Source organism: Arthrobacter sp. Marseille-P9274, from assembly GCF_946892675.1.
Lineage (GTDB): Bacteria > Actinomycetota > Actinomycetes > Actinomycetales > Micrococcaceae > Crystallibacter.
The window spans coordinates 1,532,592-1,544,396 of sequence record NZ_CAMPOV010000001.1; the positions used below are offsets into that span (position 1 = coordinate 1,532,592).

Here is an 11,805-nt window from a genome sequence, read left to right on the forward strand (position 1 = left end):
CTCAACTTACCCTCATAGAAGTGAAATCGAGCAACACCACTTATTACGAGGCAGGTCCTGTGTCAGACAACACCGCGCGCAACGAGCCTTCGGGGCGTCCACCGGCGCGCCGGACGCAGTACCAAAGCGCTGCTTCATCGGCCCTGCCGCTGACGCCGTCCGAGGACCGGCAGTGGGCCACGATGGCGCATTTCGGCGGCATCCTGGGCTGCCTCCCCTCGCTGGTGATCTACCTGATCTTCAAGGACCGCGGGCCATTCACCGCGCAGGAATCGAAGGAGGCGCTGAACTTCACCCTGCCGCCGACCGTCGTGGCCATCGTCGCCAACCTGCTGATCCTGATCCCGGCGGTGAGTGGATTCTTCGCCGTGGTGGCGGCCGCGATTTGGGTTTTCCTGACGGTCTTCTCCGTCAAGGCGGGCATTGAGGTCAACCGCGGTCGGCCCTACCAGTACCCGCTCAACCTGCGCTTCATCCGCTAGGCGCGGCCAGGGGCGGCTGCCCGGCCTAGTACCCGAGCAGCCGGCGTACGACGGCGTCCGCCAGCAGCCTGCCCTGCAGCGTCAGCCTGACCGTGCCGGCGATAGCGGCGGCGCCGTCCAGAAGTCCCTCCGCGATCAGCCCGGCGACGGCTTTGCGTCCCTCGGCATCTAGTTCCGCGGTGCCAAGTCCATCGATGATCCGGGTTTGCAGCATGATGTGCTCCATCCGGCGGGTCTCCTCGTCCAGGGTCTCCCGTCCAGCAGCCGGAGAAACCGCGGTCGCGAGCCGCTGCGCATAAGCCGCCGGGTGCTTGACGTTCCACCACCGCACCCCGCCCATATGCGAATGCGCGCCGGGGCCGGCACCCCACCAGTCCGCCCCGCGCCAGTACGCCAGGTTGTGGCGGCACCGGTCTGCCTCGGAACGGGCCCAGTTGCTGACTTCGTACCAGGAGTAGCCGGCGGCGCCAAGCAGTTCCTCGGCCCGCAGGTATTTCGCGGCATGGTCGTCGTCGTCAATCCCGGGCATTTCCCCGCGCCGGATCCTGGCGGCGAGCTTCGTGCCGTCCTCGACAATGAGCGAGTAGGCGGAGATGTGGTCCGGGCCGCAGGCGATGGCCGCCAGCAAGCTGGTCTCCCAATCGGCCATGGACTCCCCCGGCGTGCCGTAGATCAGGTCGAGGCTCACCTTCAGCCCGGCCTCCCGTGCCCACTGCACGGCGAGCGGCACGCGCTCCGGGTCGTGGGTGCGGTCCAGCACCTTGAGCACATGCGGGACAGCCGACTGCATGCCGAAGGACACCCGCGTGAAGCCGGCTTCCGCCAGCAGGCCCAGCGATTCAGGCGTCACCGAATCGGGATTGGCTTCCGTGGTGATTTCAGCTCCGGCTTCGAGGCCCCACAGCCGCTCTGCCCGCCGCAGGATCGACGCCAGGTCAGCCGCCGGCAGGAGGGTCGGTGTTCCCCCGCCGAAGAAGACGGTCGAGAGCTTCCGTTCCGGCAGGCCGGAGGCGGACATGGCCCGGGCGGCGAAATCCAGCTCGGCGCTGGCTGTGCCGGCGTACTCGGCCTGCGATGCGCCGCCGCCCAGTTCCTTGGCGGTATAGGTATTGAAGTCGCAGTAGCCGCAGCGTACGGCGCAGAAGGGAATGTGGACATAGAGGCAGAAGTCGCGTCCTGCTGCTCCCTCGGCGGCCTGCGCCGGCAGCAAGCCGTCTGCCGGCGCGGGATCGCCCAGCGGAAGGGTACTAGGCACGGCGGCGGACCGCCGTCGTCGTAATGCTCATGCGGCTACTTCTTGGCCTTGTCTTTCGAATCATCCGAAGACAGCGCCGCGATGAAGGCCTCCTGGGGCACTTCAACCCGCCCGACCATCTTCATGCGCTTTTTGCCTTCCTTCTGCTTTTCCAGCAGCTTGCGCTTACGGCTGATGTCGCCGCCATAGCACTTCGCGAGCACGTCCTTGCGGATGGCGCGGATGTTTTCGCGGGCGATGATCCGGGAGCCAATCGCCGCCTGGATGGGGACCTCGAACTGCTGGCGCGGAATCAGCTCGCGCAGCTTCGACGTCATCATGACGCCGTAGCCGTAGGCCTTGTCCCGGTGCGTAATGGCGCTGAACGCGTCCACCTGTTCGCCCTGCAGCAGGATGTCCACCTTGACCAGGTCCGCGACTTGGTCCCCGTCCGCTTTCCAGTCCAGCGACGCGTAGCCGCGGGTCTTGGACTTGAGCATGTCGAAGAAGTCGAAGACGATCTCCGCCAGCGGCAGGCGGTAGCGCAGCTCCACCCGGTCCTCGGAGAGGTAGTCCATCCCCTTCATATCGCCGCGGCGCGACTGGCAGAGCTCCATGATGGCGCCGACGAATTCGTTGGGCGCGAGGATGGTCGCGGAGACCATGGGTTCGCGGACCTCGGAAACCTTGCCGTCCGGATATTCGCTCGGGTTGGTGACCGTGATGACCTTCTTGTCCTCGAGCGTGACTTCGTACACCACGTTCGGGGCGGTGGAAATCAGGTCAAGGTTGAATTCGCGCTCCAGCCGCTCCCGGACGATCTCCAGGTGCAGCAGGCCCAGGAAGCCGACGCGGAAGCCGAAGCCGAGCGCCGCCGAGGTCTCCGGCTCGTAGATTAGCGCGGCATCGTTGAGCTTGAGCTTGTCCAGGGCGTCGCGCAGCACTGGGTAGTCGCTGCCGTCGATGGGGTACAGGCCGGAGAAGACCATGGGCTTGGGGTCTGCATAGCCGCCGAGGGACTCCGCGGCGGGCTTGGCCAGGTTGGTCACCGTGTCGCCGACCTTTGACTGCCGTACGTCCTTCACGCCGGTGATCAGGTAGCCGACTTCGCCCACCCCGAGGCCCTTGGTGGGCGTCGGCTCGGGGGAACTGACGCCGATCTCCAGCAGCTCGTGGCTCGCCCTGGTCGACATCATCTGGATCCGTTCGCGCGGATTGAGCTTCCCGTCCACCACGCGCACGTAGGTCACCACGCCCCGGTAGGAGTCGTACACGGAGTCGAAGATCATCGCGCGTGCCGGAGCGTCCGCGTCGCCGACGGGGGCCGGCAGATCCCGGACGATCTTGTCGAGCAGTGCCTCGACGCCTTCGCCGGTCTTGCCGGAAACCTTCAGGACGTCCTTGGGGTCCCCGCCGATCAGGGTGGCGAGTTCCGCGGCGTACTTCTCCGGCTGCGCCGCCGGGAGGTCGATCTTGTTGAGCACCGGGATGATCGTCAGGTCGTTTTCCATGGCCAGGTACAGGTTGGCCAGCGTCTGGGCCTCGATGCCCTGGGCGGCGTCCACGAGCAGGATTGCGCCTTCGCAAGCTGCCAGTGAGCGCGACACTTCATAGGTGAAGTCCACGTGGCCCGGGGTGTCGATCATGTTCAGGGCGTAGTCGACGTCGTCCAGGGCCCACGGCATGCGGACCGCCTGGGATTTGATCGTGATCCCGCGCTCCCGCTCGATGTCCATCCGGTCGAGATACTGGGCCCGCATGTCACGCTGTTCGACGATCCCGGTCAGCTGCAGCATCCGGTCGGCCAGCGTCGACTTGCCGTGGTCGATATGCGCGATGATGCAGAAGTTCCTGATGAGCGCCGGATCTGTGGCGGCAGGCACCGGTGCGGTGCGGGCCTTGGGGGACACAGCGGGTTCCTAACTGTCAAGCGGGGTGCGGGGGTTGGCTGCAACAGATGCCAAGTTAATAGTCTCCCACGAGAATCGCCACGTTGCGCATGGCTCCGCACCGGCAACCGGGCGCTAGCGTTGCACCATGGCCTTCAATGCGAACACGATCGGACGTCTCCTGCGCGGCGCCGCCGATGTACTGCGCAAACTGCAGCGGAGCGCAGCTGCTCCTCCCCCGGCCCGCGGACGCGACGTGGCGGGGCAGGTTCCGCAGGCCCAGGCGCCGACGCTCAGCTCCCCCTACGCCGGCGACTTCCGGGGCGCCGCCAGCATCGCGTATGCCCCCAAACCGGACGGCCAGCCGGATCCGGGGGAAGTTGTCTGGACCTGGGTGCCTTACGAAGAGGACCACACCCAAGGCAAGGACCGGCCGGTACTGCTGGTCGGACACCACGGCGGCAGGCTGCTGGCCCTCATGTTGACCACCAAGGACCGCAACAATGGCCGGAGCAGCGATCCGGACTACGTCGACGTCGGAACGGGCCGCTGGGACCGGCAGCGGCGCCCGAGCGAGGTCAAGCTCGACCGGATCCTGCAGGTGCATCCCCAGGACATCCGCCGGGAAGGAGCGGTGCTGGACCGGGCCGCCTTCGAGCGAGTGGCGGCGGAACTGCGGCGCCGCTACGAGTGGACCTAGGAAACGCCGCGCCGCACCGTCCTGCAACGCGCACGCCGGCCGCTGATCTGCTAACATTGTCAGCTGTGTGTCCGCGCAGGTCGACGGGCACCTCAGCCCGGCTGCCATTACGGTATCCCCACGCCGCTCAGTCAATGGCCGGGTCTGACTGCCCTCACCGACCAGTCCGCAATACAAAGAGAGTTTATAAGTGGCCAATATTAAGTCCCAGAAGAAGCGCATCCTCACCAACGAGAAGGCCCGCCAGCGCAACGCCGCTGTCCGGTCCGAACTGAGGACTGCCATCCGCGCCGTCGGCACGGCCGTCGATTCCGCTGACAAGGATGCCGCCTCGGCTGCACTGACCGCCGCCAGCCGCAAGCTGGACAAGGCCGTCAGCAAGGGTGTCATCCACAAGAACAACGCCGCCAACCGCAAGTCGGCAATCTCCAAGAAGGTCAACGCCCTCTAGGATCCCGGTTTTTCCAAGGTCTGCCGGACCGAGGATGTAGGGGCTCCCGCTCGATTGAGCGGGAGCCCCTACTGCTTAACCGGGGTAGCTTGCCCGATGGCAGATTCGACCGGTGACCGGCATGTCGGCTCAGCAAGCGGCCAGGACGCTTAACGGGCTCTTCACAGTTGAGGGTGTAATCGCTGGCTGGATGTTGGCTGGCGCGTCGGTCCGGGCAGCGATGCGCAAACGCAGCCGGAGGCCCAACCTTGTGTCACCCTTGTGTCACCGTTCGCAGTGGACTTCTTCGCGTACCCGCTGAGATCGGTCAACGGCGCACCCGATAGCGCAGGTGAAGCACCCGGTTGCCCTGAATCACAACGTCGGGATCATCCAACAGGTGCTGTGCGTGGACCGACCCGAAGTAGCGCTTGCCGGACCCGAACACGACGGGCACGACGTCCATGCGCACCTCGTCGACCAGGCCTGCGGCGAGCACCTGGCCACCGACGTCGCCAGCGGCGACCTCGACGATGCGGTCACCCGCGAGTTCCTGCGCCTTGGCCACGGCTGCCTCGACGCCGTCGACGAAGTGAAACGGCGCCTCGGGGTCCCAGCCCACGGGCTTTGGCCGATGCGTCACGACGACCACGTGGTCGACCCCGGCCGGAGGCTTCCCGTCCCAGCCGTCCGTGATGTCGAAGACGTGGCGGCCGGCGATTGTCGTCCCGATCCGGTCCCAGTACGGCCGGGTGTAGTCGTAGGAGATCTGCGACACCTTCACCTCGCCGCTCTCGTCCAACGGCACGTCACCGCTGGTCAACCAGTCGAACAGCGGTCCGGGCTGGTCATTCTCGTCCGCAACGAAGCCGTCCACCGACACCGAGCCGTACATGACCACCTTGCCCACGGGGCTCTCCTCTGCTTTGGGTGCCCCCATATTAGCGTGTCGTGAGCTGTCGCTCTTGTAAGAAATTGATCGGCCGGCAGCGGGCCAGCCGTCCAGCGCGTGCCCGGGATGTTCGCGCAGGAAGCGCAGCCGGACTTCGACGTACCGGGTCGGCGCGAGCCCGGTGAGGGCCCGGAATTTGTGGCCGAAGTGGGCCTGGTCGAAGTAGCCTGCGCCACCGGCGAGGTCGCCCCAGTCGACCGGTCCGGTGGGGCTGATCGCGAACACGGTCGCGGCGAAGCGGTAGGTGCGGGCCGGCCGCTTCGGCGTGACGCCGATGAGCTCTTCTACCGCTGTGCCAGATGAGTGCTGCTGGCACCGGCTGCCACGCTCTCCGCCCGGCCTTCAGCGGCGGCAGCCGACGAGGCCGGCTTTCCAGCGCCGCGCTTTGTAGTGCCGCGTCAGTGCCGGGCTACGCTGGAGGCGATGATGCGGACGGCGTGCTCGACGGCGTATTCCGGGTCCCGCCCCGCACCCTTGACTTGGGCATCGGTTTCCGCCAGCAACTGGATGCACCGCGCGAGTGCCGCCGAGTCCCAAGCCCGCGCCTCCTTACGTGCCTGGTCGAACTGCCACGGCGCCATCCCCGCATCCTTCGCGCTGACCGAGGCACTCTTGACCTTGGCAATCTGGCGCAGCTTCATCGCCAGGACGGCGACGATGGGCACCGGATCCAGTCCAGTCGCCAGGGCATGGCGCAGCATCGACAGGGCCGCTGCTCCGCGGCCTGCAATCGCTGCGTCCGCGACCTTAAAGCCTGTGGCTTCGACGCGTCCCCCGTAGTACTGATCGACCGTGGCTTCGGTTACCGTGCCCTGCGCGTCCGAGATCAGCTGGGAACACGCTGCGGCCAGATCCGGAAGCGAGGCTCCGACGGCCGCAACCAATGCCTGCCCGGCGGCCGGCTCGAGTCCCTTTCGCGCGGCCTTGAACTCGGCGCGGACGAATTCCAGCTTCTCCGAGTCCTTCTTCATGGCTTGGCAGTCCACCACAGGGGATCCGCTGGCTTTGATCGCATCCAGCAGCTTCTTCCCGCGTGTCCCGCCGGAATGGTGGATAACCAGCGTGACTTCTTCGGCCGGAGTCTTCAGGTACGCCAAGGTGTCGGCCAGGAAGTCGTCATTCATCTGCGCGGCGGAGGCGACTTCGACCAGCTTGGATTCGCCGAACAGCGACGGGCTTGCGACCATCGTCAGCTGGCCGGCCGCGTAGCTGGAAGCGTCGAGCTGCGTCAGCTCCACGTCCGGATGAATTCCGCGGACGAGAGACCGGATCCGGTCCTTGGCACGATGCGCGAGGTACTCTTCGGGCCCGCTGATCAGGACAACGCCGGCGGGTTCGACATCCCGCCAGGATACGGTCCGGGCAGCGGTCTTGCGGTTCGCCGGACGTGCCGGGCTGGGGTTCACTGGTCAGGGCCTCCTCATTCCAATCCTCAACTTTTCCACGGCGACGGCGATTTCCCAAGCGCGGCATGGATCTCAAGGCAGGCCCGTGACCAGCATGCGCCCGTCACGCAGCTCCACCAGCACCGTCCCGATCACGTCGGTCCGGAAGACCGGGATCTGATGCCGGGACAGCGCCGACAGGATTTCCGGGGCGGGGTGGCCATAGTCGTTGTCCTTGCCGACCGAAATCAGCGCCGCACGGGGCTGCAGCCGCTCGAGCATATTGGTGCCGCCGTTGCGGGCCCCATGGTGGCTGACCTTGAGCAGGTCAACCACCGGGGCTTGCCCTCCGAGTCCGCGGAGCATGACCCCGGCCGCTTCAGATTCAAGGTCCCCGGTCAGCAGCAGCCGAAAGGCGGCGCCGTCCTCGGCGCGGACCTCGACGAGCAGGACGATGCTGGAATCGTTCTCGTTACCTCCGGCCCCGGCCTTCGTCGGCCACAGCACACTCCAGGAAGCGGAGCCTTCCGCGCCGTGCCGGCCCGCAGCCCCGCGCTCGGGAGTGATACCTTGGCGCCGTAGTTCGGCAGTAACCTCCCCAGGCAGATCCGGCTTCGCGCTGCCGAGCAGCACCGATCCGACCTCGCGGCCGTCGAAGACTCCTGCCATGCCGCCGTAGTGGTCCAGGTGCATGTGCGTCAGCACCAATGTCCCGACGCTCTCGATACCGAGCTGGTCGAGGCAGGTGTCCATCGGTCCCGGCTCCGGACCCGCATCAATGACCATGGCACGGGACGGCCCCGTGCGGATGACTATCCCGTCCCCCTGCCCCACGTCGCACGCGGCCACATCCCAGCGGTCCGCCGATGCACTCCCCGCCGACTGGCCATCCAGCCACCCCGCGAGCGAGCCGACGGCCAGCGCCGGTGCCAGCGTCCAGGCCGCCAACCGCGCGGAGTCCTTCCGTCTGCCGACTCGCAGAGCGGGTCCCCGTACAGTCCTCCGGCCTGGCCGTCGTGCAGCCCTTACGATCGAGCGGAGACGTAGGCAGGGCCGCATCAAGGAGCGTGCTCGGCCCGCCAACGCTTCCTGTCCTTCGCGCCGCGTATTCCATGTGGCGGCCAGACAAAGCGCCAGCAGGACGCCGCCGCCGGCAGCTGCGGCGGCCAAAGAGCCTGCACCGCCTTGGAGCCACGGCAGCGCGGCAAAGGGCAGCTCGGAAAACGTCCGTGCGATCCAGGCCACCCAGAGTGTCGGCAGACCGGCGGCATAAACCAGCCAGCCTGCAACCAGTGGCAGGAGCGGGAGGAGTGCCAGCGCGGCCATCGCCGTGATCGTAACGATCGGGACCACCGGTGCGGCGAGAATATTCGCCGGAACGGAATAGAGGGCCAGCTCGGGCCGGAGCAAGACAAGGACGGGCGTGCAGAACACTTGCGCCGCGATCGGGACGGCCATGGCATCGGCCAGCGGTTTCAGTAGCCACCGCTGCAGCCATTCCGAGCATCTGCTGCCGAACAACACCAGGCCCAGCGTCGCCAGGACAGAGAGGATAAAGCTGTATTCCCCGGCCAGCCAGGGATCGGCCACCAGCAACAGCAGGACTGCCACCGACAGGAACGTCAGCGATGCGCGCCGCCGCCCGGTCAGGAGCGCAGCAACGCCCACCGCGCCCATTACCGCCGCGCGTAGCACGCTGGGCTCGGGCCGCACCAGCATGACGAATCCCACCAGGGCTGCCACTCCGCAGACCGCGGCGCACCAACGGGATACCCGGCAGGATTGAGCCAGCAAGAACACGAAACCCAGCAGGTAGCTGCAGTTGGCACCGCTGACAGCGAGCAGGTGGGTCAGCCCGGTACGCCGCATTGCGTCCGCGAGCTCGTCCGTCTGCTGTTCCCGGTCTCCGAAGGCCATTCCGGGCAGCAGCCCGCGGGCGTCCTCCGGCAGGGGCCGCGTCATCACGATGAAGGCCGCCCGGATGCGATTGACTGTTTCTGCCGATGCCGGCGAGCCGACAGCCGCCGGTGCGGCCGACGCGTTCAGCAGCGCCTGCTCCGCCGACCCGGGTTCGCTGGCCGTGAGTGTCCCCGCGGTCCTGATGCGGTCCGCGTAGCGCACGGACTTCCATGCTTCGCTGCCGAGGACCAGTACCGGAGTTGCCGCCTCGAACTTCCTGCCGCCGCCCGCCGCGGACACAATCCGCGCAGACACCAGGTACCGTTCGCCTCCGAAACGGGACGGAGCCCTGGACCGGGCGGCGTCCGACGTGGCCACCAGTTCGACGGTGACGTAAGCCTTCGTGCCGATTGTCTCGGCGATTGGACCTGACAGGCGTTCGGCAAGCCTCACGCCGGTGACCAGCGACAGCAGCGCCAGCAGGCACACCAGCAGCAGCGCGGTGCCGGCCAACAGACCAAGCTGCTTCCCCCGCCGGCGGCGCAGCACGAGCCAGCCCGCGAGGACCAGCGCCGCTCCGCTGCAGAACCCCGCCAGGGACAGGCTCACGCCTGCGCTGGCGCGCAGCAGGCCCAAGACGAGGAGCCATCCGGTCAGGGCCGCACCCGCGAGTCGCAGGTCCAGCCGCGCCGTGCTGGCGTCCCGGTGGGACAGGATTCCCCGGTCCTGCTTGATAGCCCGGGCACGCGCGAGGATTAGGCCGACGAGGCGTTCGCCTCCCCTGAGGCCGGAAGGCTGGCTGCGGCCCAAAGGCTGGCTGAGGCCCGCAGGCTCCCCGCGGCCCAAGGTCTCCCCGGCGCCGCGTTTCCCCAAGTCAGCCGGCGTCCGGACGCGGGCGGCGGCGGCATAGTCGTGCCAGCGCGGCCTGCCCGTCATACCGTGACCAGCTCGATCAGGTTGGCCAGCATCACCTCCCCGATCCCTGGTACCGCGTCGAGGTCCTCCGGCCGGGTGAAGGCGCCGTGCTGTTCCCGGTAGTCAATAATCCTCTGTGCCAGCACCGGCCCGACACGAGGCAGCCCGGTCAGCTCCTCGATGGTCGCTGTGTTGAGATTGACCTTGCCGCCAGCCTCCCCGCCGGCGGCCCGTCCGTCCGCGTTGGCCGGGCCGCCGGACGTACCCGGAGGGTCTCCGGCAGCGGCCCCGCCCGAGGGCTGGTGCTGCGGAGACGGCACGAAAATCTGCTGCCCGTCGCTCACCACTGCCGCGAGGTTCAGCGCCGCCAGGTCAGCCTCGGGCAGCGCGCCGCCCGCTTCCTCCAAGGCCTCGAAGACGCGTGCCGCGGCGGCGAGCCTGACGATGCCAGGCTTCTTGACGGCACCTGCCACGTGCACGACCAGGCCTTTCGCTCCGGGTGCCGCTGCGGAAGGCCCCGGGACCTCCGCATTGGGTGGGGCGGCCGTGTCCCCGCCGTCCCCGGGCGGGGAGGCATCGTCCTCTACGGCATTGGGCGCTCCGGAGCCGTTCCCGCCATCGCCCGCAGGCTGGCTGGCCACGGGAACCGAGGCCAGCACATCCGACTCCGCTCGGTGCAGGTCCGCCGTGGCCACCACGACGATCCCGTAGCCGAGCACGAGGCCGGCGGCCACGAGCGCGGCACCGAGCGCGATCTTCCAGCGCGGCCGCCGGACAGGCTCTGGCGTCGCGGCGGCCGCGCTATCGGTTGACGCTGCTGCCCAGCGGTGGCGGCCCATGCAGCCACCGTAGGCAACGCAACGCACCCCAAAGGCGACCGGCCGTCCTGATGTGGATGAGCCGGCGCTGCCCCCGGCCTGTGGAGATCAGGTCCCGGACATCAAGTCCAGGACCTGCGGGATCACGACTCCTGGGCCGACATGGCCGGCCCGATCACCACGGCCAGCACGCCCAGTCCGGCGTGCGCCGCCAGCACGGACGGCAGGGGCGTCAGCAGGATCTCGTTGCCCGCGTGCGCCGCCAGTTCATCAGCCAGCTGCCGGGCCTCGGATTCGTTGCCGAAATAGTGCACCGCCAGCTGCGGCGCGTAGTCCAGCTCCTCGATCCCGCGCACCGCCAATTGCTGGAGCCGGGCCTTCGCCTTGGCCGCGGTCCGGATCTTCTCGAGCCCGACGACCGCGCCGTCCTTGATCCCCAGGATGGGCTTGATCGACAGCAGCGTTCCCAGATAGCCGCTGGCCGGGCTGATCCGGCCGCCCCTGCGCAGCTGCTCTAGGCTCGGGACGTAGAACAGCACCTGTCCGGCCCCCGCCGCCTGTCGGGCCGCGGCCGCCACCTCGGCCGCCGGCTTCCCGGCCTGCGCCGCCAGCACGGCAGAAATGACGGCAAAGCCCTCGGCCATGGCCACCGTCCTGGTATCCACGATTTCCACGGGGATGTCCACGTGGGCGGCAGCCAGCGACGCCGCCTCCACGGTGCCGGACAGCTCCGACGAAATGTGCACGGAGACAACGGCGTCGAACCCCTGCGCCGCCAGCTCTTCGTAGGCCTTTCGGAACAACCCCGGCGAGGGCCGGGACGTCTTGAGGTCCTTACCTTCCGCCAGTCCGAGGGCCAGCGCCGCGGGCACGTCGTCCACGCCCTCGCCGTAGATCTGCCCCGAGACCATCACCGGCATGGGGACGATCTTCAGGCACAGCGCGGTGACCGGCTCCTTCGCCCACGCTCCGGGCAGCGCGGCAGCCGAATCAGTCACCACCGCCACCGAGGGACGCACGGGCTTCGAGCCGGGGAACCGGACCGGCTGGTTCAGCAGCGCCCGGGACCGCCGGACCAGTTCCTCAAGCCACGCCACCTGG

The 11,805-nt window shown here is 68.0% G+C and carries 10 protein-coding genes; 3 read left to right on the forward strand and 7 right to left on the reverse strand.

The annotated features are described in order from the left end of the window. Positions 1–59 precede the first annotated feature (59 nt). Positions 60–482 (forward strand): DUF4870 domain-containing protein, encoded by a 423-nt coding sequence (locus OC550_RS06970; protein WP_262104597.1) that lies wholly within the window; start codon positions 60–62, stop codon positions 480–482. Positions 483–507: 25 nt separating this feature from the next. Here the strand turns inward: OC550_RS06970 and hemW are convergent, their stop codons facing one another. After that, entirely contained in the window at positions 508–1,737 is a 1,230-nt protein-coding gene (gene hemW / locus OC550_RS06975; protein WP_262104598.1) for a radical SAM family heme chaperone HemW, read from the reverse strand. A gap of 35 nt (positions 1,738–1,772) precedes the next feature. Continuing rightward, positions 1,773–3,626, reverse strand: coding sequence for a translation elongation factor 4 (gene lepA, locus OC550_RS06980; protein ID WP_262104601.1), 1,854 nt, complete (start codon positions 3,624–3,626; stop codon positions 1,773–1,775). A gap of 127 nt (positions 3,627–3,753) precedes the next feature. Between lepA and OC550_RS06985 the strand changes: the two genes are divergently transcribed. Next, positions 3,754–4,305, forward strand: coding sequence for a type II toxin-antitoxin system PemK/MazF family toxin (locus OC550_RS06985; RefSeq protein WP_262104603.1), 552 nt, complete (start codon positions 3,754–3,756; stop codon positions 4,303–4,305). A gap of 190 nt (positions 4,306–4,495) precedes the next feature. Then, complete coding sequence (gene rpsT / locus OC550_RS06990) at positions 4,496–4,756, forward strand: 30S ribosomal protein S20 (protein WP_262104605.1); 261 nt, start codon at positions 4,496–4,498, stop codon at positions 4,754–4,756. Positions 4,757–5,063: 307 nt separating this feature from the next. Here the strand turns inward: rpsT and OC550_RS06995 are convergent, their stop codons facing one another. The 5 genes from OC550_RS06995 to OC550_RS07015 all read right to left on the reverse strand — a co-directional run bounded on the left by OC550_RS06995 (position 5,064) and on the right by OC550_RS07015 (position 11,801). Next, a complete protein-coding gene (locus OC550_RS06995) occupies positions 5,064–5,645 on the reverse strand; it encodes a dihydrofolate reductase family protein (protein WP_262106278.1) in 582 nt (193 codons plus the stop codon). A 440-nt stretch (positions 5,646–6,085) separates the two neighbouring features. Next, the gene (holA, locus tag OC550_RS07000; protein WP_262104607.1) at positions 6,086–7,093 is read right to left on the reverse strand and encodes a DNA polymerase III subunit delta; all 1,008 of its coding nucleotides are present in this window, start codon (positions 7,091–7,093) and stop codon (positions 6,086–6,088) included. A 72-nt stretch (positions 7,094–7,165) separates the two neighbouring features. Then, positions 7,166–9,907, reverse strand: a complete 2,742-nt coding sequence (locus OC550_RS07005; protein ID WP_262104609.1) for a ComEC/Rec2 family competence protein — start codon at positions 9,905–9,907, stop codon at positions 7,166–7,168. Next, on the reverse strand, positions 9,904–10,725 hold the full coding sequence (locus tag OC550_RS07010; protein ID WP_262104611.1) for a ComEA family DNA-binding protein: 822 nt from the start codon (positions 10,723–10,725) through the stop codon (positions 9,904–9,906). Before OC550_RS07010 ends, OC550_RS07005 begins: the two co-directional genes overlap by 4 nt. Positions 10,726–10,847: 122 nt before the next feature. Beyond that, a complete protein-coding gene (locus OC550_RS07015; protein ID WP_262104613.1) occupies positions 10,848–11,801 on the reverse strand; it encodes a DegV family protein in 954 nt (317 codons plus the stop codon). Between the last annotated feature and the right edge of the window lie 4 nt (positions 11,802–11,805).

Bases quoted from the DNA above. Each gene is read 5' to 3' on its own strand.
- OC550_RS07005 (WP_262104609.1), bottom strand. From the start codon at position 9,907: ATGACGGGCAGGCCGCGCTGGCACGACTATGCCGCCGCCGCCCGCGTC.
- OC550_RS07010 (WP_262104611.1), bottom strand. From the start codon at position 10,725: ATGGGCCGCCACCGCTGGGCAGCAGCGTCAACCGATAGCGCGGCCGCC.
- OC550_RS06985 (WP_262104603.1), top strand. From the start codon at position 3,754: ATGGCCTTCAATGCGAACACGATCGGACGTCTCCTGCGCGGCGCCGCC.